Here is a 25,542-nt window from a genome sequence, read left to right on the forward strand (position 1 = left end):
TTACTATCATTAAAGACGAGAGAAATAAACTATAGGTGATGGTCTATAAAAATATGGTCCTAAAAAGCATCGTTGGCTGGAAGAAATGAAAGCTATAAATAGTTTCACTTTATTTCTGGAGAGGAGAAGGTATTGAAATCATGTCAAGATCTCAAGAAATTTCTAAGTGGTTTCGTAATTTACAACATTCGAAAAAACTAAGTTGGATTTCTTACGTTTTATTAGGAGCGGTACTGTTTTTTGCACTTATGAATAATGTGAAACCAGAGCAATTAGATGTTAAAGAGCTCGATATTGCTAAAAAAACAATTCACTCTCCTGTTAAAATTGAAGATAAATCCGCAACAGCGAAAAAGAAAAAAGAAGCCGCTCAAAAGGTTGAGGATAAATATACATATAAAAGCGAATATAAGCAAAATAAAGTGGATATTGTAAATTCCGTCTTTGATGCGGTAAGTGAAGTAGAGGCAGAGGCTAAATCGACTGGCCCAGACGAGTATAAAAAAATTTCTGATGTGGATAAATTGGACAAGTTAAAGAAGAAATTACCAACAGATTTAGCGAAAAGCTTAACAGATTCGATATTGCTAAAATTTATTAATGCTGATTCAAGTCAATTGTCATTGGCGAAGGATGCGGCTGTAACAGCGGTTAATAAAATTATGAGTGAACACATTAAGATGGATCAAGAAGAAGTTGCAAGAGAACGATTTGTTACTGAAATGAGTAGCGTAAATATAAGCAGTGATTTAAAAGTTGCGGTGAATACACTAGGTAAGTATGCGGTTACAGCGAACTATTTTTATGATTCAGCTGCGACGAAAGATAGTCAAAAAATAGCGGAAGATTCAGTTGCATCAGTTTTTATCCTTCAAGGGCAAGTTCTTGTGAAAGAAGGCGATACGATTTCACGAGAAGCATATGAGCAGTTGAAGTTAGCCGGATTGTTAGAGAAGGGCAATACCTTCCAACCTTATGTTGGTCTGGCTGTACTTATTTGTGTGTTATTGTACTTTATGCATAAGCAATTTGAAGTGTTTTTACAGCGAAAAAGAGAAGATAGACCGTATGTTTTAGCATATATCACAATTTTGTCTATCACGATTGTTTTAATGAAAATCATTAGTTTGTTTCAAAAACTTGAATATGCAGGAATCGCGTATGTTGTTCCAGTTGCGATGGGAACAATACTTGTAAAATTAATGATTGGTGATAGATTTGTATTTTTAACGAGCATGATCTTTTCTGTGTGCGGAAGTATTATGTTTAATGAAGGTGTAACGAGTACACTGAATTATAGTGTGGGGATTTATGTTTTATTAAGTTCATTATCAGTTAGTATTTTCTTGAGAGAAAAAAATCGTCGTACGATGATTTTACAAGCTGGTATACTCGTTTCTGTATTAAATGTAGTCGTATTAGCGGCGTTGTTATTATTGCGAAATGGGAACTTTTCGCCTCTTGAAATTGGGATACAATTATTAATGGCTGCAGTTTCAGGGATTATCTCTTCTGTTCTAGCTATGGGGATTTTACCGTATTTAGAAAGTGGCCTTGGGATTGTATCGAGTATGAAGTTGATGGAACTTTCAAGTCCGAATCACCCGCTCTTGCGCAAAATTTTATTAGAAGCACCAGGTACATATCACCATAGTGTAATGGTAGCCAATCTTTCAGAAGCTGCATGCGAAGCGGTTGGAGCAAACGGAGTATTAGCGCGTGTAGGGGCGTATTATCATGATGTAGGGAAAACAGTACAACCGCAGTTTTTTATTGAAAACCAGATGGGGATTGAAAACCCGCATGATAGATTAGACCCTGTAACGAGTAAAGATATTATAATTGCTCATGTAACCGATGGGGTGAGAATGTTAGAAGAACACCATATACCTCAAGAAATTATCGATATCGCTGGACAGCATCATGGTACAACGTTGCTTAAATATTTTTACTATAAGGCGATTAAAGAAGATAAAGAGAAATATACTGAGGAAATGTTCCGCTATCCAGGGTCAAAAGCAACTTCTAAAGAGTCGGCAATCATTGGTATTGCTGATAGTGTAGAAGCGGCGGTACGTTCAATGAATCATCCAACGCCAGATCAAATCAATAATTTAGTGCAAAGTATCATTAGAGATCGTTTGCAAGATGGTCAATTTAGTGAATGTGATTTGACATTTAAGGAACTACAAATCGTTGGAAAAACGTTATGTGAAACGTTAAATGGTATTTTCCATTCCCGTATTACATATCCGGAACCGCCGGAAGAAAAGGAGAAAGAATGAGTTTATTAATTGATTTTATTGATGAAACAGACGAAGTGAAAGACGAGTATATAAGCTTGATTCGAGGGTTGGTAGAGAAAGCAGCCCAAATGGAAAAGATAGAAGAAGGAGCAGAATTATCGGTTACGTTTGTAGATAATGAACGTATTCGTGAAATAAACCGTGATTACCGAGATAAGGATCAGCCTACGGACGTTATTTCTTTCGCCATGGAAGAAATGGGAGAAGGTGAAATGGAAATTGTCGGTGTGGAGATGCCGCGTATGTTAGGAGATCTTATTATTTCTATTCCAAGAGCAAAAGAACAAGCGGAAGAATATGGACATTCTTTTGATCGAGAACTTGGGTTTTTAGCACTACATGGCTTTTTGCATTTGCTTGGTTATGATCATATGACAGAAGAAGATGAAAAAGAAATGTTTGGAAGACAAAAAGAAATTTTAGAGGCCTTTGGATTAGGACGATGAAAAAAGGAAAACTTTTAGATAGTTTTGGATATGCTATAGCTGGTATATACTTTTGTCTTCGTCATGAACGAAATATGAAAATTCATTCTTTAGCCGCAGTCATTGTTATGTGCTGCGGCTTTTATTTCCATATTACAACAACGGAATGGATTGTATTACTTATTGTGATAGGGATTGTAATGAGTTTAGAAATGGTGAATACGGCTATTGAAAAAACAGTAGACTTAGCAACCGCCGATATTCATCCGTTTGCGAAAATTGCAAAGGATGTTGCGGCGGGGGCAGTTTTATTGTTTGCAATTATAGCTGCTGTAATTGGTGCTATTATCTTTTTACCGTATATGGTATAGTTGCATTCCGAAGCTTTTATTAAGCTTTGGGAGCGCCGTGAAGGCCTTTAATGAAAGAGTGTATCTATTCACATCTGTGAACGGAAAGGATGCGGGAATATGAATAGCAAACAATTAATTCAAGAAGCAACCGAAGCGCGTAAACGAGCGTACGTACCATATTCTAAATTTCAAGTAGGTGCAGCTTTACTAACTCAGGATGGAAAAATATATCGTGGATGTAATGTTGAAAATGCATCATATGGTTTATGTAACTGTGCAGAAAGAACAGCGTTATTTAAGGCGATTTCTGAAGGAGATAACGAGTTTGTAGCTATTGCAGTCGTAGCAGATACAAAGCGTCCAGTACCTCCTTGTGGAGCATGTCGACAAGTTATGGTAGAATTATGTAAACAGGATACGAAAGTATACCTATCAAACTTACATGGTGATGTTCAAGAGACAACAGTCGGAGAATTGTTACCAGGAGCATTTTTAGCGGAGGATTTACATGAATAGAAAAGGTTATAAATCAGGTTTTGTCTCTATTATTGGCAGACCGAATGTTGGGAAATCTACATTTTTAAATCGTATTATTGGCCAAAAAATTGCTATTATGAGCGATAAGCCACAAACAACTCGTAATAAAATTCAAGGTGTATATACAGAAAATGATTCACAAGTAGTTTTCATTGATACACCAGGAATACATAAACCTAAACATAAACTAGGCGATTTCATGGTGAAGATGGCTCAAACGACATTAAAAGAAGTTGATATTGTTCTGTTTATGGTCAATGCAACTGAAGGATATGGTCGTGGTGAGGAATTTATTATTGAGAAATTACAAGAAACGAAACAACCGGTATTTTTAGTAATTAATAAAATTGACCAAGTTCATCCAGAGCAATTATTAGCGTTAATTGATCAATACCGTAAACTATATGAGTTCGCGGAGATTGTGCCAATTTCTGCATTGGACGGTAATAACGTTGAAGCGTTAATCGGAGCAATTAAAAAGTATTTACCAGAAGGACCGCAATATTACCCGGATAATCAAGTAACGGATCATCCAGAGCGATTTATTATTTCAGAGCTTATTCGTGAAAAAGTATTACATTTAACACGTGAAGAAGTACCGCATTCTGTAGCGGTTGTTATTGATGCAATTCAAAAGCGTGAGGGCGGAGCGGTTTATATAAACGCAACGATTGTTGTTGAACGTGCATCACAAAAAGGAATTATTATAGGTAAGCAAGGGAAGATGTTAAAAGAAGTCGGTAAGCGAGCTCGCTTTGACATTGAAGCACTTCTTGGTTCTAAAGTATTTTTAGAAGTATGGGTGAAAGTGCAAAAAGATTGGCGTAATAAGATGTCACAGCTTCGTGACCTTGGTTTCCGTGAAGACGAGTATTAATATGAAGTAAAGTTGTGATCAGTGGGTGTTTTGTTCATCCACTGATTATTGGTTTTTATGAACCTTGATAAATTAGGAAAAATTTTTCTCACATGAAAATGAACAAAATGGGTCAATTTAATAACAACAAAAGAAATTGCTTTATAGGCTACGCTTATTGAGAAAGGTGGATTCTTATGCTAGATTTTACCTGGAAGTTTTTCTCCAAAACAGGAAGCATTGAAACGTATTTGCTTTTGAAAGAAATGGAAAAAGACGTAAACGATGAGATGGATCAACATGAAGAGGAGTTAGCGCATCTAGACTCTCCAATTTCTTGACCCGTTTTGTTCAAACCTTGGATGGTGACGAACATGTTTCAAAAAGTTGAGGGCATTGTCATCCGTACAACAGATTACGGAGAAACAAATAAGATTGTTACAATATACTCACGGGAATTTGGTAAGATAAGTGCAATGGCAAGAGGGGCGAAAAAACCGAAGAGTCGGTTAGCGGCTATTTCGCAACTTATGACACATGGTCATTTTCTTATTCAAATTGGATCTGGACTTGGAACTTTGCAACAAGGCGAGATTATTTCATCTATGAAAGAAATTCGCGAGGATATATTTTTAACTGCTTATGCATCATTTATTATCGAATTAACTGATAAAGCAACAGAAGATAAGAAGCATAATCCGTATTTATTTGAAATGTTATATCAAACGTTGCATTATATGTGTGAGGGTGTTGACCCAGAAGCATTATCATTAATTTATCAAACGAAAATGCTTCCGGTATTAGGGATGCACCCGTACTTTGATACATGTGCTATTTGTCATCAAGAAACAGATTTTGTCGCCTTCTCTGTCAGGGAAGGCGGTTTTCTGTGCTCGCGTCATGCGGAACAAGATCCGTATCGTATTCCGGTGGGAGAGGCTGTTCATAAATTATTACGTCTCTTTCTTCACTTCGATTTACACCGGCTCGGTAATGTATCGGTGAAGGATAGTACAAAAAAACAAATGCGTACAGTATTGAATACATATTATGATGAATATTGTGGGATTTATTTGAAAACAAGGCGTTTCTTGGAACAACTTGATAAGTTTCAAATATAAAAAGGGCCGTATACGGTCCTTTTTACATACTTTCTTTTTCGAATAGCATATTTAGTATATAATATTTAAGAGATAGTATAACTTTTTTCGTTGTGCATTAAAGGTGGTGATTATCATAGAGCTGAATAAACGGCAAGAGCATATCATTCAGATTGTAAAAGATCACGGTCCTATTACAGGGGAGTCAATTGCTGGGCAATTGGGTTTAACACGTGCAACGCTAAGACCAGACTTAGCAATTTTAACGATGGCTGGTTATTTAGAAGCACGTCCACGCGTAGGTTATTTTTATACGGGTAAAACTGGGGGACAGCTATTATCTGAAGCTGTTAAGAAAATTAAAGTGCAAGATTATCAATCTAGACCGGCTGTAATTGATAAAAATGTATCAGTATACGATGCAATCTGTGCTATGTTTCTAGAGGACGTTGGTACATTATTTGTTGTAGATCAAGCTACTTTATTAGTTGGCGTTGTATCTCGTAAAGATTTATTACGAGCTAGCTTAGGAAAGCAGGATTTAACCTCTCTTCCGGTTAATATTATCATGACAAGGATGCCAAACATTGCGATGTGTCGCAGGGAGGATTCTTTATATGATATTGCGATGGAATTAATAGAAAGACAGATTGATGCGATGCCGGTTGTGAAGGATACGAAACAAGGTTTAGAAGTGATTGGGCGAATTACAAAAACAAATATTACACGTGCGTTTGTAAATTTAGTAAATAACGAATAAGTGTAATTTGTTTAAAGTGAGGTAATGTAATGGATAATAAAATCGTATATGTCGTATCTGACTCTGTAGGAGAAACGGCTGATTTGGTTGTTAGAGCGGCAATGGGACAGTTCCCATTCGCTCCTGATATTAGACGTGTACCGTATGTAGAAGATACGGGGACATTAAAAGAAGTAATCTCGATTGCCAAGAGCAATCAAGCGCTTATTTGTTTTACGTTAGTAAAGCCTGATATGCGTCAATATTTATTGACAGAAGCGGCAAAAGAAGGAGTAGAGGCATACGATATTATCGGACCTCTTATCGATCAAATTGAAGGAATTACAGGGCAAGTACCAAGGTATGAGCCAGGTGTCGTTCGAAGATTAGATGAAGAGTACTTTAAAAAAATTGAAGCGATTGAATTTGCAGTTAAGTATGATGATGGTAGAGATGCACGTGGTATTTTAAAAGCTGATATCGTGTTGATTGGAATTTCACGTACATCAAAAACACCACTTTCACAATATTTAGCGCATAACAAACGTTTGAAAGTTGCCAATGTACCACTTGTACCGGAAGTGGATCCACCTGAGGAATTATATCAAGTGGCAAAAGAGAAATGTTTCGGTTTGAAAATTATACCGGATAAGTTAAATCATATTCGAAAAGAACGATTGAAATCACTTGGATTAAGTGATGGAGCAACATATGCAAATATTAATCGTATTCAAGAAGAACTTGGTCATTTTGAGGAAGTAATTAGTAAAATAAATTGTCAAGTGATTGATGTATCAAATAAGGCGATTGAAGAAACAGCAAATATTATTGTGAATGCAGTGCAAAACCAAAAAATGTTTTAGCACATTTACCAAAGGTGAATGTGCTTTTTTCGCTCGTGAGAAGGCGATAGAGGAAGATGCGAAGTAGAGCATGAACTTTCGGCTTAGTAATAGAATATAGCGGAATGGTTATACTTATATTCTTCTGTTTTTTTTATTATGCTAAAGGAACGATTTCGTTATCTTTAAATGTAAGATGAAAATTAAAGGGATATGTAGCGTAGTTGAAGAAAATATATTATAATAAAAAATTGTGATAAAAACCTATATTTTACGTTTAGACTTTAATTTTTCAGAATAAACTAGGGATAGGATTTTCGAAAAAGACATGTATTTACGTTAAATCGACAAAATCTAGACAAGAAAACGCACATTATGGAAGGATTCACAGAAGGGATGTAGAATACAGAAATATGCAAAACATCAGTAAGATATTATTTGATGCAGATGCGTATCCCGTGAAGAATGTAATTGTGCAAGTTGGAACAAAATTTTATGTCGAAATTTTGTTTGTCGCATCCTATGCTCATCGTTCAAGAAAACAGCAAGGCAATTGGGTCTATGCAGATTCTGAGCAAGATGAAGTTGATTGTTATATTTATCAACATGCAAAAGCTACAGATCTCATGATCATACAGGTTATAGTGCTTGCTAGTCTTCTTGTGAAAAAGGAGTATATGTATTGTCTCCAAGAGATACATTTGTAACAGATGAGCAAATGGATACAATTTTATATAGTAGTATGTATCTGCGAATTCACGCAGACTGGGGACTTATACGAAAGGTCCAAAATCGTTTACACAATGTGATCGACAGTACTTTCTAACAAATTTAGAAAAATATTGTCGAATTATAAAGGAATCTTTTAATTTATATCGAATACAAAATACGACACGGAGATGGATTTATGGGGAACAGAATTCCCGAAGAAGTTGTTGAACAGATTCGGACATCATCTGATATTGTAGAAGTGATTGGTGAGTATGTTCAACTTAGAAAGCAGGGACGTAACTATTTCGGCCTTTGTCCATTTCATGGTGAGAATTCTCCTTCATTTTCTGTTTCATCTGATAAGCAAATTTTTCATTGCTTCGGATGTGGAGAAGGTGGAAATGTATTTTCTTTTCTTATGAAAATGGAAGGACTTGCTTTCACCGAGGCTGTTCAAAAGCTTGGCGAAAGAAATGGAATTGCAGTTGCAGAATATACATCAGGGCAAGGACAACAACAACAAGAAGACATATCTGATGACACTGTCATCATGCAACAGGCTCATGAACTTTTGAAAAAGTATTATCATCATTTATTAGTAAATACAGAAGAAGGAAATGAAGCACTTTCATATTTATTAAAACGTGGTATTACAAAAGAGATGATTGAGAAATTTGAAATTGGTTATGCATCACAAGCTTGGGATGCAGCAACGAAAATTTTACAAAAAAGAGGTTTGTCGCTATCTAGTATGGAACAAGCTGGCCTTCTTGTAAGAAGTGAGAAGGATGGCAGTCATTATGACCGCTTCCGCGGAAGAGTTATGTTTCCGATTTATACTTTACAAGGTAAGGTGATAGCGTTTAGTGGAAGGGCGTTAGGAGATGACACTCCGAAATATTTAAATAGTCCTGAAACACCGATTTTTTACAAAAGTAAGCTGTTGTATAATTTCCACCAAGCAAGGCCGTTTATTAGAAAACGTGGGCAGGTTGTCCTTTTTGAAGGTTATGCCGATGTACTAGCTGCGGTGAAAAGTGGTGTGGAAGAAGCTGTTGCGACAATGGGAACAGCCTTAACTGAAGAACAAGCGAAACTTTTGCGACGTAACGTTGAAACTGTTGTTCTTTGCTATGATGGTGATAAAGCAGGGCGAGAAGCGACGATGAAAGCAGGGCAATTACTATTGCAAGTTGGTTGCCAAGTGAAAGTTACATCCTTGCCAGATAAGCTTGACCCTGATGAATATGTGCAACAATATGGGACAACCGCTTTTGAAAATCTTGTGAAATCAAGTATAAGTTTTGTTGGTTTCAAAATAAATCATTTGCGTTTAGGGAAAAATTTGCAAGATGAGTCTGGCAAAGAAGAATATGTGAAAAGTGTTTTAAAAGAGTTATCATTGCTACAGGATGCGATGCAGGCGGAATCATATTTAAAATCATTATCGCAAGAATTTTCGTATTCAATGGAAACACTTTTGAATCAATTGCACCAATATCGCAAAGAACAAAAGGTACAGCAAAAACAAATAAAGCAGGTTTCTAAGCCATCTCAAATTGTTCAAACGAAGCCGAAGTTAACAGGTTTTGAAAGGGCAGAAAGAGAAATTATCTACCATATGTTGCAAAGTGCAGAAGTGACAGTACGTATGGAACCTCATATAGAAGATTTTTATACAGAAGAACATAAAGGGATTTTATATGAACTATACGCATATTATGAAAAGGGAAATGAACCTTCAGTCGGAACATTTTTAAGTTGGCTCTCTGATGAAAAGTTGAAAAATATTATCACTGATATTTCGACGGATGAATTTATTAATCCAGAGTACACAGAAGAAGCGTTACAAGGTCATTTGGAGGCGTTAAGACGCCATAAAGAGAAACTTGAAAAGATGGAAATTATCTTTAAAGTAAAACAAATGGAAAAAACAGATCCTGTAGAGGCTGCTAAATATTATGTGGCATATTTACAAAGTCAAAAAGCAAGAAAATAGCTTTTTTGATAAAATTTTAGTATAATGAATGTTTGTATCTCGCGTAAGGAGGGGAACAGATGGCTGATAAACCAGCTCGTTCTAAACAAATTGAAACTGAAATGACCCTTGAGCAAGTGAAAGAACAACTCACTGAGCTTGGAAAAAAACGTGGCGTTCTTACATATGAAGAGATTGCAGAACGCATGAATGGATTTGAAATTGAATCCGATCAAATGGATGAATACTATGAATATTTAGGTGAACAAGGGATTGACTTAGTTGGTGACAATGACAACGACGAAGGTCCTAATAATCGCCAAATTACAAAAACGGAAGAAGAATTCGACCTCAATGATTTAAGTGTGCCACCAGGTGTGAAAATCAATGACCCTGTTCGTATGTACTTAAAAGAAATTGGTCGAGTTGACTTACTGTCCGCTGAAGAAGAAATTCGACTTGCGACACGTATTGAAGAAGGCGATGAAGAAGCGAAACGCCGTCTTGCAGAAGCAAACTTACGTCTTGTAGTAAGTATTGCAAAGCGCTACGTTGGCCGCGGTATGCTTTTCTTAGACTTAATCCAAGAAGGAAATATGGGTCTAATTAAAGCGGTTGAAAAGTTCGACTATCGTAAAGGTTTTAAATTTAGTACGTATGCAACTTGGTGGATTCGCCAAGCTATTACACGTGCGATTGCAGACCAAGCGCGAACAATTCGTATTCCAGTTCATATGGTTGAAACCATTAATAAGTTAATTCGTGTACAACGTCAATTATTACAAGATTTAGGACGCGAACCATCTCCTGAAGAGATTGGTGAAGAAATGGATCTTGCTCCAGAAAAAGTACGCGAAATCTTAAAGATTGCACAGGAGCCAGTTTCTCTTGAAACACCAATTGGTGAAGAAGACGACTCCCATTTAGGTGACTTTATTGAAGACCAAGAAGCAACATCGCCTGCGGACCATGCAGCGTATGAGTTGCTAAAAGAACAATTAGAAGATGTGTTAGATACACTAACAGATCGTGAAGAAAATGTTCTGCGTCTTCGTTTTGGTTTAGATGATGGACGAACTCGTACGCTTGAAGAAGTTGGGAAAGTATTCGGCGTAACGAGAGAACGTATTCGTCAAATTGAAGCGAAAGCACTTCGCAAATTAAGACATCCAAGCCGTAGTAAGCGTCTTAAGGATTTCTTAGAATAGGCTACCTTTAAGTTTACTTCACTTTTGTGAAGTAAACTTTTTTATTTTGTTAATTTTTGTTAAAATTTATCTATCGGCAACGATTACAATTTCTTGTAATTTATTTTACAGAATTGTCTTTTGATTTGCAAATGCTCATTTTTCGATTTTTCGATTAATTTTGTTTATTCCATACAAAATAATATGTAGAAAAGTAAAAAATATGATGAGAAACGTTAGTAATTATCGAAATAATATGCGATATAATAGTGAAAATCAATAAAATGAATTTACGGAATATTTTTAACAAGTAGTAGTTTGCTCTTTTCTGCTAGAGTGTTTTCAAGTACAATATAAATGACTGAATCATCTAACTATTTAGCGGTATAGAGGGGGGAGAAGAGATATGAAACGTAATCCGTTGATTCCGTTCGCTCTTATTGCAGCATTAGGTATTATCGTTATGTTTGTATTTTCATTTCAGGGGCTAAATAAATCTAAAGAGTTAGCTGATGCAAAAAATGGTGGGAAACCAGCACAAACAGCATCAAAGCCAGAGGATATTGTAAAGCAAAGCTGTACGAGCTGTCATGGTGATCAGTTACAAGGGGCGGTAGGACCTAATTTACAAAAAATTGGTGGGAAACTTTCGAAAGATGAAATTAAAGAAGTTATTTCAAAAGGGAAAGGAAATATGCCGCCAAATATAGTTCCAGCTGATCAAGCGGCAAAAGTAGCTGATTGGTTGTCGAAGAAAAAATAAAGTATAGAAAAACAAGTCTTTTGCTTTTTGCAAAAGGCTTGTTTTTCTATACTATCTAAAATACGATTAGTAATAGAGAATTGAAGTATTGTTATGGGCTTGCAACAACTACTATAAATTCATTATCATGGAGACAGACTGACAAGAGAAGGAGTAATGGAAATACATGAATGAAGTAAAGCTTTCGAAACGATTAGAAGAAGTTGTGAGGGAGATTCCGGTAGGCTCTACAGTAGCTGATATTGGATCGGATCATGCGTATTTACCGTGTTATACAATTATAAATAATATTGCTACAAAAGCAGTTGCAGGAGAGGTTGTAGATGGACCGTTTCGCTCTGCACAAGCAACTGTAGCTGAAAGTGGCTTACAAGATAAAGTAGACGTTCGTAAAGGGAATGGATTAGCTGTTATAGCGCCAGGAGAAGTAGATGTTATTACGATTGCTGGTATGGGTGGAGCGTTAATTCGTGACATTTTAGAAAGTGGTAAAGAAAAATTAGAAGGTGTAACACGTTTAATCTTACAGCCGAATATTGCAGCGCACCATATTCGTGAATGGTTTATTGAAAATGGATGGGAGCTTATCCGTGAGAAAATTGTAATAGAAGACGGAAAGATTTACGAAATTTTAGTCGGAGAGCGTGGAGATATAGCGGTACCTTACTCTGAAAATAAACAAGCTGAATTGTTTATGGGGCCATTTTTAATAAAAGAAAAAAGTGAAGCTTTTGTTGAAAAGTGGGAAGGAGAATTGAAAAACTTCCAAAATATTTTAAAACAGTTAGAGCGTGCAGCAGAGTCTGAAGAGACAAAAGCGAAGCGTGCAGAAATAGATGTGAAAATGAAAATGATAGGAGAGGTTTTATCATGAGTAAAATTCCGAATGGCCATGAAATTATTTCTTTGTTTGAAGGTATGTATCCGAAGCATTTAGCGATGGAAGGGGATAAGGTTGGCTTACAGATTGGAGCGCTTAATAAACCTGTGCAGCACGTATTAATCGCGTTAGATGTAACTGAGGAAGTTGTGGACGAGGCGATCCAATTAGGAGCGAATATCATTATAGCGCACCATCCTTTAATCTTTAATCCATTAAAAGCGATTCATACAGATAAGGTGTACGGAAGAATTATTGAAACGTGTATTAAAAATGATATTGCGGTGTATGCAGCGCATACAAATGTAGATATTGCTAAGGGCGGGGTAAATGATTTACTTGCTGATGCGTTAGGGTTACAAAATACAGAAGTATTAGCTCCTACATATGCAGAAGCAATGAAAAAAATTGTTGTATTTGTTCCGGTAACCCATGCAGAAGAAGTGCGCAAAGCTCTTGGAGATGCGGATGCAGGTCATATCGGTAATTATAGCCACTGTACGTTCGGTAGCGAAGGGGTAGGCATGTTTATCCCTCAAGAAGGTACAAACCCTTATATCGGAGAAACTGGACAGTTAGAACGTGTGGAAGAGGTGCGTGTCGAAACGATTGTTCCAGCTTCATTACAAAGAAAAGTTATTAAAGCGATGTTGGCAGCCCATCCATATGAAGAAGTGGCATATGATGTATATCCGCTTGATAATAAAGGTGAAACATTAGGCCTTGGTAAAATAGGGTATTTACAAGAAGAAATGACGCTTGAGCAGTTTGCTTCACATGTAAAACAATCATTACATGTAAAGGGTGCAAGAGTTGTTGGAAAGTTAGATGATAAAGTGCGTAAAGTAGCTGTACTTGGTGGTGACGGTAATAAATATATAAACCAAGCGAAATTTAAAGGAGCAGATGTATATGTAACAGGTGATATGTATTATCATGTTGCTCACGATGCGATGATGATTGGTTTAAATATAGTCGATCCAGGGCATAACGTTGAAAAAGTAATGAAGCAAGGTGTACAAAAACAATTGCAAGCCAAAGTAGATGAAAAGAATTTCAATGTACAAATTCATGCTTCACAGTTACATACGGATCCGTTCACATTTGTATAAGAAAAATAAAAACCGTTGCTCATGTAGGCAACGGTTTTTTGTTATTGTTGTTTTTTTACTTTTACACGTGGCAATATCTTTTGAAGTGGTACTTTTCGAATTCTGTCCCATGTAGCTGGATTCATCGGGTCATATTGCTCTAAGAAAGCAATAACTTCTTTTGTGATTGGTGTTGGAGTAGAAGCACCCGCTGTAACTGCAACATTTTCGATACCTTGTAGCCATTCTAATTGGATTTCACTTACGTCTGCAACGCGGTATGCTCTCGTACCAGCGATTTCTTGTGATACTTGTGCTAAACGGTTTGAGTTGTTACTTTTCGGATCGCCGACAACAATTGTTAAATCTGCAACATCAGCTTGTTTAGCGACAGCTTCTTGGCGAACTTGAGTTGCTAAACAAATTTCCTTGTGGAATTCTGCTGTTGGGAATTTTTTCTGAATGTCCTCCATTAAATGTTGAACATCCCATTGACTCATTGTTGTTTGATTCGTAACTAAAATTTTATCTGTTGGGATTTCTAATGTTTTTAAATCGTCAGCTCTTTCGATAAGATGAACGATATCAGGTGCAATACCAACTGCGCCTTCTGGTTCTGGATGATTTTTTTTGCCGATATAAATGACATGATATCCTTCAGCTTTCTTTGCTTCAATAAGGTCATGTGTTTTTGTAACATCTGGGCAAGTTGCATCAATTGTCGTTAAACCTTTTGCTTTTGCACGTTGTTTAACTTCTGGAGAAACACCGTGTGCAGTAAAAATAACAGTACCAGAATCGATTTTATCTAAAATTTCTAATCGACTTGGACCGTCTAATGTAATGATGCCATCCTCTTCGAAAGCATCTGTTACATGCTTATTGTGAACAATCATACCTAAAATATAAATGGGTCTCGGTAATGATGTATCTAATGCGGCGTTACGTGCAATAACCATCGCGTCAACAACGCCGTAGCAATAACCACGAGGGGAAATTTTAACAATCTTCATGTGAGTAATCCTCTCCTTCTAAACAAGGGATACTTTTGTGCATAGTCCATTACATTATAAAGGAGGAGGAGATAGAAAACAAAGGATTGTTACACATATAGTTTTGGTTTTGTTGCTGATTGTTGAACGGGTTCTTTCGGAACCTCTTTTTCTATTACCGGTTCAAGCACTATTTTTTTTCGTTTCCTTTTTGGAGGTGGAGGAGGTGGAGTTGCTACCTCAACCTGTTCTGTTGCATCTTCAGTTTGATTTTCTTCCGTACTTTTTCCAGAGGTGAGGATTTTAACAATGCTTGGTAGACTACGCATAATGGGACCGTACTGTTCGACAACAGGACCGACAGATTGCACGACTTGAGATACTTTTTCGATATTATTTATCATATTAGTTGGGTTCGAAATTAAATTTGAAAAAAAACTACCGATGCCGCTGCTAGATGCCGCTGCAGTTGTAGCTGACGCAACACCACGTGTATCATTTGATTCATACATTTGAGGTGGTATCATCTGTTGAGGATATTGCTGCATGTATGGTTGATATTGTTGTGTATATTGTTGTTGGTATGGCTGTTGCTGTTGATATTGGGGCGGCGGTTGTTGGTGCATCATCGGTGGCCCTTCCATTTGTCGATAAGGAGGGACCATTTGCATGAAAGGTTCGGTTGGATCGTGTTTTTTAAAGAGTTTAGCAAGGAAACCTTTCTTTTTTTGAGCCATCGGTGGTAGTTGTGGAATCGGATATGGTGTGTAAGATTGTTGTCCTCGATTCGGATACATTTGTCTTATAGGGGATTTCGGAAACATGTGGGAAATCCTCCTTTCTTCAGTTAGGTATATACACATACAATATGCAATGGAAGGAAAGAAGGTTAGTTTTTGAGATAAAAACCTAAACTAAAGATGGATTTTACTTGTAGATTTCGATATAATGTAGACTTGACTGATTTGTGCGCAGTAGAAATTTTAGAAAGAAGGTGTAACTTATGACACTACAAACTTTTACACAGTATGATTTTAAACCATTTTTAATAGATGCAGTTCGTGAACTACGCTTTTCAGAGCCGACAGGAATTCAAAAGAAAATTTTCCCGGTCGTGAAAAAAGGTGTGAGTATAATTGGACAATCCCAAACTGGTTCTGGGAAAACACATGCATACTTACTTCCTACATTAAACAGAATTGATGCAGGTCGTGAAGAAGTACAACTTGTTATTACAGCGCCTACTCGTGAGTTAGCACAACAAATTTATCAAGAAATTGTGAAACTAACAAAGTTCTGTGCAGAAGATCAAATGATTACAGCACGCTGTTTAATTGGTGGAACTGATAAACAACGATCAATTGAAAAGTTGAAAAAACAACCTCATATTGTAGTTGGAACGCCAGGACGTATTAAAGACTTAGTAGAAGAAAAGGCGCTATTTGTTTATAAAGCGGATACTATTATTGTCGATGAAGCGGACTTAATGCTTGATATGGGATTCATTCAAGATGTAGATAAAATTGCGGCACGTATGCCTAAAAACCTGCAAATGTTAGTTTTCTCTGCAACAATTCCTCAAAAATTAAAACCATTTTTGAAGAAATATATGGATAATCCAGAACATATTCATATTAATCCGAAGCAAGTTGCAGCAGGAAATATTGATCATTACCTTGTGCCTTCAAGACACCGTAATAAAACTGAATTAGTGAAAAATATGCTACTTCAATTTAAACCATATTTAGCAATTGTCTTTACAAACACAAAGAAGAAGGCTGATGAAGTAGCCGATGGATTAGCAGAACGTGGGTTAAAAGTAGGACGTATACACGGTGATTTATCACCACGTGATCGTAGAAAAATGATGAAACAAGTTCGTGATTTAGAGTTCCAATACATTGTCGCAACAGATTTGGCGGCACGCGGTATTGATATTGAAGGGATTAGCCATGTTATTAACTATGAACTTCCACCAGATTTAGATTTCTTCGTTCACCGTGTTGGAAGAACTGCACGTGCGGGTCATTCAGGTATTGCAGTGACGATTTATGATCCAGCAAATGAAGAAGCGTTAGATAGTTTGGAAAAACAACGTCATATCGAGTTTAAGCATGTAGATTTACGCGGAGATGAATGGGCGGATTTAGGTGACCGTCGTCGTCGTAAGAGCCGTAAAAAACCAAATGATGGACTAGATGTTATGGCAACAAAAGTTGTTAAAAAGCCGAAAAAAGTAAAACCAAACTATAAACGAAAACTTGCAACAGAACGTGACAAAGTGAAGAAAAAATATAGCAATAAAAAAAGATAAGGGATTTCCCTTATTTTTTTTTATCTCACTACTTGAGAGAAAATCGATTACTGCAGACTAATAATTAGTGAGGGGTAGAAAAAACGTTGACTAAAGTTTCACTTTATTGGATTAATTTAAGTATAGAGTGCAGACTGTTTAAATAGTCAGTTTAATCTATGTAGTGCCTTTTGTGTGAACAAACAATTCGCTACATATTTCTACAAATTATGCTATCATTATATCTATTGTATATTGAAGAGGTGATTGTATGTTAAAGATAGGATCTCATGTTTCAATGAGTGGTAAGAAGATGTTATTAGCAGCAAGTGAAGAGGCTGTTTCATACGGTGCAACAACGTTCATGATTTATACAGGTGCACCGCAAAATACACGAAGAAAACCAATTGAAGAATTGAATATAGAAGCAGGAAGAAAACATATGGAACTAAATGGTATTGAGGAAATTATCGTCCATGCTCCGTATATTATTAATGTTGGAAATACGACGAAACCTGAGACGTTCCAATTAGGTGTGGATTTCCTGCGTATGGAACTTGAAAGAACGGCAGCATTAGGGGTAGCGAGACAAATTGTTCTTCACCCAGGAGCTCACGTTGGTGCAGGAGCAGATGCTGGTATTCAACAAATTATTAAAGGGCTTAATGAAGTAATAACGCCAGAACAAACGGTTAATATTGCGCTAGAAACGATGGCAGGAAAGGGAACAGAATGCGGTCGTAGTTTTGAAGAAATTGCGAAAATTATTGATGGTGTGAAATATAATGAAAAACTATCTGTATGTTTTGATACGTGTCATACGCATGATGCAGGTTATGACCTTGTAAATGATTTTGACGGTGTGTTAAACGAATTTGATAAAATTGTTGGAATAGATCGTTTGCAAGTACTTCATATTAATGATAGTAAAAATGTACGCGGAGCTGGAAAAGACCGTCATGAAAATATCGGTTTCGGTCATATTGGCTATAAAGCATTACATCATATTGTGCATCATCCACAGTTAATGAACGTACCAAAAATTCTTGAAACACCGTATGTAGGTGAAGATAAAAAAGATAAGAAGCCACCATATAAATTAGAAATCGAAATGCTGAAAAATGGTACTTTTGATGAAGGAATTCTTGAAAAAATTAAAGCGCAATAAGGAGGGGATTTTCCCCTCCTTATTTTAATAGCTGCTGAAATAAAGTATTTACTTGTTGGGCAGTGGCAGGAGTAGTTACTGTAGCGATTTGTTTTAGCAAATCTAGTCGCTCGGTATTATCATAAATGTTAATATTTTTTCCCTTCATAAGTAAAACAATTTGATCAGCTTGCGCAGTCGTAATTGAAACTTCATATTCTTTACTATATTTCAATAACTCTTTTGTAGAAATATGATTTAATTTTTTGTTCACAATTTGTTTAATGAGGTTCATCGTGTTGTCCTCCTTCACACGTTCTTCTATCGAAATATATGTAAGCATAGCTTGTACATATTCGTATCAAGGTGCATTTTTTCAATGGGGAAAAGAAGCTTATGTTATAATATAAGAACGAAACTATAGATAAAGAGTATAAGGAGGACTTATGGAGAAAAAGCAACATCGAAAAGAAAGTGTTATTCATCTTGTATATCGTTTAGTTATGATTGTCTTTGGGGCAGCGTGTGCGGCGGTAGCGATTGAACTGTTTTTAATGCCAAATAAAATTATTGATGGTGGAATTATTGGTATTTCTCTTATATTAGATTATCTTACTCCTAATATTTGGTGGTTAAGTTTCTCTACTTTAGTTGTTATCCTCAACATTCCTTTTATGTACTCCGGGTATAAGCAAATTGGAAAAACATTCATGTTATCTTCAGCATTTGGAATTGTAGCTTTAGCATTTATTGAATCAACGTTGCATGCTATCCCGCCATTTACAACAGAGCCGATTTTAGCAACAGTTTTCGGCGGTCTTATTTTAGGGATCGGTGTAGGACTTGTTATTCGTCATGGTGGATCGTTAGACGGGACGGAGATTATGGGAATTCTATTAACGAAGAAATTACCGTTTTCTGTTGGTGAATTCGTAATGTTTGTGAACTTATTCATTTTTGCATGGGCAGCATTTGTTTTTGGTGTTGAACAAGCGATGTATTCTGTTATGACGTACTATATCGCATTCAAAACAATTGATACCGTAATTCAAGGATTAGACGAAACGAAAGCGGTTTTAATCGTATCCGATCAATATGAGGAAGTATCAAATGCAATTTTACACCGCCTTGGTCGTGGAACAACAAAACTTGTTGCTAAAGGTGGCTATACAGATAAAGAAAAAGAAGTTATTTATGCAGTTGTAACACGTCTGGAAGTGACGAAGTTAAAATCAATTGTGCATGAAATTGATGAAAACGCATTTGTTACGATTATGAATACACAAGAGACAAATGGTGGTAAGTTTAAATCAGCAATTCATTAAAAAGTTAATTGTAATATCTTTTGAAAGCAGAGAATTCTTCTCTGCTTTTTGTTATAATAATAAGGTTTCTTGAAATAAAGAATATATTTTAGGCAGATTGGTTTACAACTATAATAAGCTGTACTATAATTCAAATAGAGATAAATCGGAATCATTCTGAATTAAAATAGGTGAGATGATATGAATAATATATTGGAAATAGAAGGATTAACGTTTCGATATGAAGATCGCAACGTGTTAGAAGATATTAATTTGCAAGTTCCGAAGGGAGCTTTTTTAGGTTTAGTTGGACCAAATGGTTCAGGGAAATCGACTTTACTTAAATGTTTATTGGGTGTTTTAAAACCAAAGCAAGGAAGTATTAGATTGTTTGGCATTGATAGTAAGAAATTTAAAGAGTGGAATAAAGTTGGTTATGTATCCCAAAAGGCAAGTAGTTTTAACTCAGGTTTCCCAGCAACTGTTTTTGAAGTTGTTTCAATGGGGCTCGTTTCGAAAAAGGGGCTTTTTCGCTTTTTTACGAAAGACGATAATGCGAAAGTAGAAAAAGCGATTGCTGATGTAGGTATGAGTGAGTTTCAAGGTCGCAACATTGGAGAACTTTCTGGTGGACAACAACAGCGTGTATTTATTGCTCGTGCACTTGTGAGTAATCCGGAATTGCTTATTTTGGACGAACCTACTGTTGGAATCGATGTGAAAAATGTGGAAAGCTTCTATGAGATACTAGAGGATTTAAACAAAAGGCTAGGAATCACGTTAATTCTTGTTACGCACGATATGGGTGCTGTAACAGAGAAGGTGACGCATGTTGCATGTTTAAATCAGCATCTACATTTCCATGGGAATGTAGAGAAATTCCGAGAGTTAGAAGATGCAGAAATGTCGATTTTATATGGACATCATGTTCATCGCTTAGAACATGAACATGGGCATCACGGGAGGATATAATGATACAGGATTTTTTACAATATGATTTTTTACGTAATTCTTTATACGCTGGTGTTTTAATAGGGCTTGTCGGACCACTTATCGGCGTGTTTGTTGTAATTCGCCGCATGTCGCTTATTGCGGATGCATTAAGTCATGTGACGTTATCAGGAATTGCAGCCAGTTTATTACTTGAAAAGACAATCTTTACTGGTGGGTTTTTAAACCCTTTATATATGGGAATGTTTTTTTCAATCGGTGGAGCATTGCTAATTGAAAAATTACGTACTGTATATAAACATTATCAAGAGTTAGCAATTCCGATTATACTTTCAGCAGGGATGGGGATTGGAGTTATCTTCATTTCACTTGCTAATGGATTCAATACGGATTTATTTAGTTATTTATTTGGTAGTGTAAGTGCTGTGACAAGTGCAGATTTAATTATTATTGGTATAGTGGCAATTGTAGTTATTATAACGATTGTTTTATTATACAAAGAGTTGTTTTTACTATCATTTGATGAGGAATACGCTGTATCAACCGGTTTGAGTGCAAAGTGGATTCACTTTATTTTCATTATATTAGTTGCTCTTGTAATTGCGGTATCAATGCGTGTTGTAGGTGTTCTTCTCGTATCATCTTTAATGACGTTACCAGTTGCAGCAAGTATTCGTATTGCAAAAGGGTTTAAACAAACAATTTTCTTTTCCATTTTATTTGGTGAAATTGCAGTAATTGGTGGAATGTTTGCTTCGTATCAACTTGATCTAGCACCAGGTGGTACAATTGTTATGATAGCGGTTCTTATTTTAATCGGTGCGATTTTATGGAAGAAGAAAAAAACTGCATAAAGTAGGGATAGGTATGAATCTAACAGAAGCTTTACGCCTAATGAAGGAAAAAGGATATAAACATACGGGGAAAAGGGAAGAGATGCTAAGATTATTTGCGGCGCATAATCGTTATTTAACCGCAAAAGATGTTTTAGAACATATGAAGGATGATTATCCAGGACTTAGTTTCGATACGATTTATCGTAACTTAACGGTTTTTGCTGAAATTGGTGTTTTAGAGCAAACGGAATTAAATGGTGAAAAACATTTTCGTTTTATGTGCTCTATTATGGAACATCATCATCATTTCATTTGTTTAGATTGTGGTGGTACGAAAGAAATCACTTCTTGCCCAATGGATTTTATGAATAAAGATTTTAAAGGTTATGAGGTAACGGGACATAAGTTCGAAATATATGGTCGTTGTCCAAAATGTGCAAAATAAGAGAACTCGTCGGTTATATAACTGACGAGTTTTTAATTTAAATGTGAAAAAAGGTTGCTCACAAAAATTGTGGGCAACCTTTTTTTATTGTTCTTGTTCCTGTTTTTCTTTTTCTTTTTCTCGTTCGGCAGCCATTTCAGCAGCGATTACATCAATTTCTTTTTTCAGTTCTTCTACCATTGTTTCTTCGGGTACTTTACGAACGACTTGCCCTTTACGGAATAATAAACCTTCTCCGCGTGCACCGGCAATACCGATGTCAGCTTCACGAGCTTCACCAGGACCGTTTACGGCGCAACCGAGTACTGCAACCTTAATTGGAACTTTAAGTGTAGAGATGTATTCTTCGACTTCATTAGCAATGCTAATGAGGTCGATTTCAATACGACCACAAGTTGGACAAGAAATAAGTGTTGCGGCATTAGATGCAAGACCGAATGACTTTAATAGTTCACGTGCAACTTTTACTTCTTCAACTGGATCAGCACTTAAAGAAATACGAAGTGTATTTCCGATGCCTTTACTTAAAATTGCTCCAAGACCGGCGGCGCTTTTTACAGTCCCAGCAAACAATGTTCCTGATTCTGTAATACCTAAATGTAATGGATAATCAAAAGCGCGAGCAGCTTTTTCGTACGCTTCAATTGCTAAGTTAACATCAGAGGCTTTCATGGATACGATAATATCGTGGAAATCTAAGTCCTCTAAAATTTTAATATGGTGCAGTGCGCTCTCGACCATACCATCAGCAGTTGGATATCCATACTTTTCTAAAATATGACGTTCTAATGAGCCGGCATTTACACCGATACGGATTGGAATGCCACGCTCTTTCGCTGCATTTACAACAGCTTCTACTTTATGGCGACGTCCAATGTTACCTGGATTGATACGTACTTTATCAATGCCGCCTTCGATTGCTTTTAAAGCAAGGCGATAATCAAAATGAATATCAGCAACAAGTGGAATGTTGATTTGTTTTTTAATATCAGCAATAGCATTTGCTGCGCGTTCGTCTGGAACAGCAACACGAACAACTTGACAGCCAGCTTCTTCTAAACGTTTAATTTCAGCAACTGTAGCCTCAACATCATGTGTTTTTGTTGTCGTCATACTTTGTATAATTAATTCATTGTTACCGCCAATTGTTAAATTACCGACTTTAACTGGACGTGTTTTTGTGCGTTGAGTCATTTCATTCACGAATTGATCGCTCTCCTTATAAAAGAAGTTTCTTATTTTAGTCCCTTACATCAATGATAGTATGTGTGAGAAAGGGCTATAGAAACCAAAGTACTCGGTTTCACTTTTACTATTGTATCAGCGCCTTTATGTAATTGACAAGGATTAAGTGATTGCTTATTGATATAACGGGAATTTATAAGACTTTCCAACTTGGATTTTTGTAGCAGATGTATTTTTATTTAATTGCTTAAAATCATCAATTACTTTTTCAATAGAAGGGATTTTTTTCTTATTAATCGCTTCTGTAATAGAAAGAACTGTATCGCCAGTTTTTACTTCGATTGCTTTATAAGCTGTATCCGTTTCTTTTTCTGTTTCTTTCTCTTTATTTTGTTTTGTATCTGTATTTTCTTGTTTTATCGTTTGGGCAGCAGAGGTTTTTTTGTATGAACTTAACATCGGTAAAGTACCGATTTTTATGTCGTAATAAAATATATAACCGAGGACAAGCACGAATAAGAGTACACCTAATCTCTTCATATCCTTCACTCCTTTGCTAGGAATATATGCTTGTCCAAAAAAAAAATGCCTATTTAGGCATTTTTTTATAGTTCTTGTTTTTCTTTCGGTTTTGGAACTTCTTTAATTGTTAAGTATAGAACGATTAAAACAACTGCAATGTAAATGAATGTTGCACCAGGTACGTTTATTTTGAATAAATCCATAATCATAAAGAAGATTGTTGGAATTGTGTAGCTGTAAGCAGTTAATGTCCAAACTTGTTTATAAGATAATTTGCGTTGACCGCTCATCGCAGAACCGATGAAGGCAAGCAATGTAACTCCTACAAAGGTAATAAATAATTGGAACAAGTACAGTAAGAACCCAATAACGAATAATAAGATTGGATAGATACTGTCAAATAACGAAATGAAATCTTGTAAATCCTTTTTCTCAAGAGATGCGCCTAATAAGTCATTATAGGAGTATGTTTGTGTTTGACCATTCCCCATGGAGACTACTTTATCTTTTAAAACAAATAAACCTGTTTTATTTTGATATTTTTCTAAGTCTGTTGAATTGGGATCAAATACGAAAAGGGCATTTCCATCTTCTTTTTCGATAGGTTGATCAATATCAGCTGTTAGCTCGCCATTTTCAATTTTAAAATCAGGTAAATCTTTTTCGATTACTTTATTTACCATGTTAACACCATCTTGGATGACGCTACCGTACAAGAAAGTTCTTGGAATAGTAGTGATTAGGCAAAGAAGCATAATATACAAAATGGTTTTACCGATTTTTTGAAAACGGAAAAGCGCCATATCTTTAGGCGAATATACGCTTTTTGCTAGCTGTGTAAAAATGGACATAGATTCACTTCCTTTATGTATGTATAAAATCATTGTAACGTACGAATCTAGAGAAGCTCAAGATATATTATATTTACATATAGTAGAGAGGACTAAATTCCTTCTTATTAATTTACTTCTTTTAGTAGAGAAAAATACAATTGACACTTTTCTTTTGTATATGGTAAATTTATCTTACATTTTTCAAACGATATATCCGATGGGAATTTAGTTGTTTTTAATGGTACATACGTAATCGTGGACCCTTAGCTCAGTTGGTTAGAGCAGACGGCTCATAACCGTCCGGTCGTAGGTTCGAGTCCTACAGGGTCCATATCCATTTCATATGTTTATTATGTCAGCAGGAAGCTTCCTTGTAGAAGGAAGCTTTTTTTCGGAATATATGAGCATTTTAATTGAAAAGAAGTGGGAATTTTGCTACTTTAATGATAGCAAGACAAAGCGATTTATTTGTTTGCACCCTATGGCAATTAGGGTAGAATGAAGTTGTAGGTCACATATGTAGTGACAATACATAAACCGGGAGGAATATAACAATGGCAAAACACGAATTACCAAATTTACCTTATGCGTATGATGCTTTAGAACCTCACTTTGATAAAGAAACAATGAACATCCATCATACAAAACATCACAACACGTATATTACAAACTTAAACGCTGCTTTAGAAGGTCATGCAGAATTAGCAGACAAAAGCGTTGAAGAATTAGTTGCAAACTTAAACGAAGTACCTGAAGCAATCCGTACAGCAGTACGTAACAATGGTGGCGGACATGCTAACCATACATTCTTCTGGACAATCCTATCTCCAAACGGCGGGGGACAACCAGTAGGCGAACTTGCAACTGCGATTGAAGCGAAATTCGGTAGCTTCGATGCATTCAAAGCAGAATTCGCAAAAGCTGGCGCAACTCGCTTCGGTTCTGGTTGGGCTTGGTTAGTAGTAAACAATGGTGAGTTAGAAGTAACAAGCACTCCAAACCAAGATTCTCCTCTAACTGAAGGTAAAACTCCAGTTATCGGTTTAGATGTTTGGGAGCATGCTTACTACTTAAATTACCAAAACCGTCGTCCTGACTACATCGGTGCATTCTGGAACGTTGTAGATTGGAACGTTGCTGAAAAACTTTACCAAGAAGCAAAATAATTGAAGTTAATAAAGCTAGAAAAAAGCTAGGAGTTTTCTCCTAGCTTTTTTCTATGCTCTCCTTTTACATAATTGAGCTTGTCTTTGGAAGACTAGAACA

The 25,542-nt window shown here is 36.2% G+C and carries 28 protein-coding genes and 1 tRNA gene; 23 read left to right on the top strand and 6 right to left on the bottom strand.

Annotated features, from left to right (window positions below):
• Positions 1-140 precede the first annotated feature (140 nt).
• The 15 genes from ACE38F_RS07430 (at position 141) to ACE38F_RS07500 (ending at position 13,789) form a co-directional block, all read left to right on the top strand.
• Complete coding sequence (locus ACE38F_RS07430; RefSeq protein ID WP_375369560.1) at positions 141-2,285, top strand: HD family phosphohydrolase; 2,145 nt, start codon at positions 141-143, stop codon at positions 2,283-2,285.
• Entirely contained in the window at positions 2,282-2,752 is a 471-nt protein-coding gene (ybeY, locus tag ACE38F_RS07435; protein WP_215554213.1) for an rRNA maturation RNase YbeY, read from the top strand. The genes ACE38F_RS07430 and ybeY overlap by 4 nt, the downstream gene beginning before the upstream one ends.
• On the top strand, positions 2,749-3,102 hold the full coding sequence (locus tag ACE38F_RS07440) for a diacylglycerol kinase family protein (protein WP_215554212.1): 354 nt from the start codon (positions 2,749-2,751) through the stop codon (positions 3,100-3,102). Before ybeY ends, ACE38F_RS07440 begins: the two co-directional genes overlap by 4 nt.
• A gap of 99 nt (positions 3,103-3,201) precedes the next feature.
• Positions 3,202-3,600: a cytidine deaminase gene (locus ACE38F_RS07445; protein WP_002111886.1), complete on the top strand. Its 399-nt coding sequence runs from the start codon at positions 3,202-3,204 to the stop codon at positions 3,598-3,600.
• Complete coding sequence (gene era / locus ACE38F_RS07450) at positions 3,593-4,498, top strand: GTPase Era (protein WP_002160449.1); 906 nt, start codon at positions 3,593-3,595, stop codon at positions 4,496-4,498. The genes ACE38F_RS07445 and era overlap by 8 nt, the downstream gene beginning before the upstream one ends.
• Before the next feature lie 176 nt (positions 4,499-4,674).
• A complete protein-coding gene (locus ACE38F_RS07455) occupies positions 4,675-4,818 on the top strand; it encodes a YqzL family protein (protein WP_000883924.1) in 144 nt (47 codons plus the stop codon).
• Positions 4,819-4,851: 33 nt separating this feature from the next.
• Entirely contained in the window at positions 4,852-5,598 is a 747-nt protein-coding gene (gene recO, locus ACE38F_RS07460; protein ID WP_016106175.1) for a DNA repair protein RecO, read from the top strand.
• A 106-nt stretch (positions 5,599-5,704) separates the two neighbouring features.
• Positions 5,705-6,337: a helix-turn-helix transcriptional regulator gene (locus ACE38F_RS07465; protein ID WP_215556635.1), complete on the top strand. Its 633-nt coding sequence runs from the start codon at positions 5,705-5,707 to the stop codon at positions 6,335-6,337.
• Positions 6,338-6,366: 29 nt separating this feature from the next.
• Positions 6,367-7,179, top strand: a complete 813-nt coding sequence (locus ACE38F_RS07470; protein ID WP_341305833.1) for a pyruvate, water dikinase regulatory protein — start codon at positions 6,367-6,369, stop codon at positions 7,177-7,179.
• Positions 7,180-7,571: 392 nt separating this feature from the next.
• Positions 7,572-7,865 carry a DUF188 domain-containing protein gene (locus ACE38F_RS07475; protein ID WP_375369558.1) on the top strand — a complete coding sequence of 98 codons (294 nt, stop codon included), beginning with the start codon at positions 7,572-7,574 and terminating at the stop codon, positions 7,863-7,865.
• A 200-nt stretch (positions 7,866-8,065) separates the two neighbouring features.
• Positions 8,066-9,868: a DNA primase gene (gene dnaG / locus ACE38F_RS07480; protein WP_002067179.1), complete on the top strand. Its 1,803-nt coding sequence runs from the start codon at positions 8,066-8,068 to the stop codon at positions 9,866-9,868.
• Between the two features lie 59 nt (positions 9,869-9,927).
• Positions 9,928-11,055: an RNA polymerase sigma factor RpoD gene (gene rpoD / locus ACE38F_RS07485; protein ID WP_000764062.1), complete on the top strand. Its 1,128-nt coding sequence runs from the start codon at positions 9,928-9,930 to the stop codon at positions 11,053-11,055.
• Between the two features lie 385 nt (positions 11,056-11,440).
• A complete protein-coding gene (cccA, locus tag ACE38F_RS07490) occupies positions 11,441-11,797 on the top strand; it encodes a cytochrome c550 (protein ID WP_002129130.1) in 357 nt (118 codons plus the stop codon).
• Positions 11,798-11,963: 166 nt separating this feature from the next.
• Positions 11,964-12,671, top strand: coding sequence for a tRNA (adenine(22)-N(1))-methyltransferase (locus ACE38F_RS07495; RefSeq protein WP_375369555.1), 708 nt, complete (start codon positions 11,964-11,966; stop codon positions 12,669-12,671).
• Positions 12,668-13,789: a Nif3-like dinuclear metal center hexameric protein gene (locus ACE38F_RS07500; RefSeq protein WP_375369554.1), complete on the top strand. Its 1,122-nt coding sequence runs from the start codon at positions 12,668-12,670 to the stop codon at positions 13,787-13,789. Before ACE38F_RS07495 ends, ACE38F_RS07500 begins: the two co-directional genes overlap by 4 nt.
• Positions 13,790-13,830: 41 nt before the next feature.
• Here the strand turns inward: ACE38F_RS07500 and ACE38F_RS07505 are convergent, their stop codons facing one another.
• Complete coding sequence (locus ACE38F_RS07505; protein ID WP_375369552.1) at positions 13,831-14,781, bottom strand: 4-hydroxy-3-methylbut-2-enyl diphosphate reductase; 951 nt, start codon at positions 14,779-14,781, stop codon at positions 13,831-13,833.
• 89 nt (positions 14,782-14,870) lie between these two features.
• Positions 14,871-15,584 (bottom strand): VrrA/YqfQ family protein, encoded by a 714-nt coding sequence (vrrA, locus tag ACE38F_RS07510; protein ID WP_375369550.1) that lies wholly within the window; start codon positions 15,582-15,584, stop codon positions 14,871-14,873.
• Positions 15,585-15,763: 179 nt separating this feature from the next.
• On the opposite strand from vrrA, the gene ACE38F_RS07515 reads away from it, so the two are divergent.
• Both ACE38F_RS07515 and ACE38F_RS07520 read left to right on the top strand, forming a co-directional pair.
• Positions 15,764-17,074: a DEAD/DEAH box helicase gene (locus ACE38F_RS07515; RefSeq protein ID WP_375369548.1), complete on the top strand. Its 1,311-nt coding sequence runs from the start codon at positions 15,764-15,766 to the stop codon at positions 17,072-17,074.
• Between the two features lie 250 nt (positions 17,075-17,324).
• Positions 17,325-18,221 carry a deoxyribonuclease IV gene (locus tag ACE38F_RS07520; protein WP_341305842.1) on the top strand — a complete coding sequence of 299 codons (897 nt, stop codon included), beginning with the start codon at positions 17,325-17,327 and terminating at the stop codon, positions 18,219-18,221.
• A 19-nt stretch (positions 18,222-18,240) separates the two neighbouring features.
• On the opposite strand, the gene ACE38F_RS07525 is transcribed toward ACE38F_RS07520, so the two are convergent.
• Entirely contained in the window at positions 18,241-18,495 is a 255-nt protein-coding gene (locus tag ACE38F_RS07525) for a DUF2624 domain-containing protein (protein WP_215554206.1), read from the bottom strand.
• Between the two features lie 151 nt (positions 18,496-18,646).
• On the opposite strand from ACE38F_RS07525, the gene ACE38F_RS07530 reads away from it, so the two are divergent.
• From ACE38F_RS07530 to ACE38F_RS07545, 4 genes are all read left to right on the top strand, one after another.
• Entirely contained in the window at positions 18,647-19,525 is an 879-nt protein-coding gene (locus tag ACE38F_RS07530) for a YitT family protein (RefSeq protein ID WP_002015168.1), read from the top strand.
• 180 nt (positions 19,526-19,705) lie between these two features.
• Positions 19,706-20,476: a metal ABC transporter ATP-binding protein gene (locus ACE38F_RS07535; RefSeq protein ID WP_002111871.1), complete on the top strand. Its 771-nt coding sequence runs from the start codon at positions 19,706-19,708 to the stop codon at positions 20,474-20,476.
• The gene (locus ACE38F_RS07540) at positions 20,476-21,309 is read left to right on the top strand and encodes a metal ABC transporter permease (protein ID WP_002160460.1); all 834 of its coding nucleotides are present in this window, start codon (positions 20,476-20,478) and stop codon (positions 21,307-21,309) included. The genes ACE38F_RS07535 and ACE38F_RS07540 overlap by 1 nt, the downstream gene beginning before the upstream one ends.
• 13 nt (positions 21,310-21,322) lie before the next feature.
• The gene (locus ACE38F_RS07545; protein WP_002067192.1) at positions 21,323-21,736 is read left to right on the top strand and encodes a Fur family transcriptional regulator; all 414 of its coding nucleotides are present in this window, start codon (positions 21,323-21,325) and stop codon (positions 21,734-21,736) included.
• Positions 21,737-21,820: 84 nt separating this feature from the next.
• On the opposite strand, the gene ispG is transcribed toward ACE38F_RS07545, so the two are convergent.
• The 3 genes from ispG to yqgB form a co-directional block, all read right to left on the bottom strand.
• The gene (ispG, locus tag ACE38F_RS07550) at positions 21,821-22,930 is read right to left on the bottom strand and encodes a flavodoxin-dependent (E)-4-hydroxy-3-methylbut-2-enyl-diphosphate synthase (RefSeq protein ID WP_198285196.1); all 1,110 of its coding nucleotides are present in this window, start codon (positions 22,928-22,930) and stop codon (positions 21,821-21,823) included.
• A gap of 165 nt (positions 22,931-23,095) precedes the next feature.
• Positions 23,096-23,461 (bottom strand): hypothetical protein, encoded by a 366-nt coding sequence (locus tag ACE38F_RS07555; protein ID WP_340778319.1) that lies wholly within the window; start codon positions 23,459-23,461, stop codon positions 23,096-23,098.
• Between the two features lie 65 nt (positions 23,462-23,526).
• Positions 23,527-24,294 carry a protein YqgB gene (yqgB, locus tag ACE38F_RS07560; protein WP_002034056.1) on the bottom strand — a complete coding sequence of 256 codons (768 nt, stop codon included), beginning with the start codon at positions 24,292-24,294 and terminating at the stop codon, positions 23,527-23,529.
• Positions 24,295-24,533: 239 nt separating this feature from the next.
• Between yqgB and ACE38F_RS07565 the strand changes: the two genes are divergently transcribed.
• Together ACE38F_RS07565 and sodA are read left to right on the top strand one after the other, a co-directional pair.
• Positions 24,534-24,607 (top strand) — tRNA-Ile (locus ACE38F_RS07565).
• 223 nt (positions 24,608-24,830) lie between these two features.
• Positions 24,831-25,442: a superoxide dismutase [Mn] gene (sodA, locus tag ACE38F_RS07570; RefSeq protein ID WP_001052029.1), complete on the top strand. Its 612-nt coding sequence runs from the start codon at positions 24,831-24,833 to the stop codon at positions 25,440-25,442.
• Positions 25,443-25,542: the final 100 nt, after the last annotated feature.

Source organism: Bacillus altaicus (assembly GCF_042136375.2).
GTDB classification, from domain to species: Bacteria; Bacillota; Bacilli; order Bacillales; family Bacillaceae_G; genus Bacillus_A; species Bacillus_A cereus_U.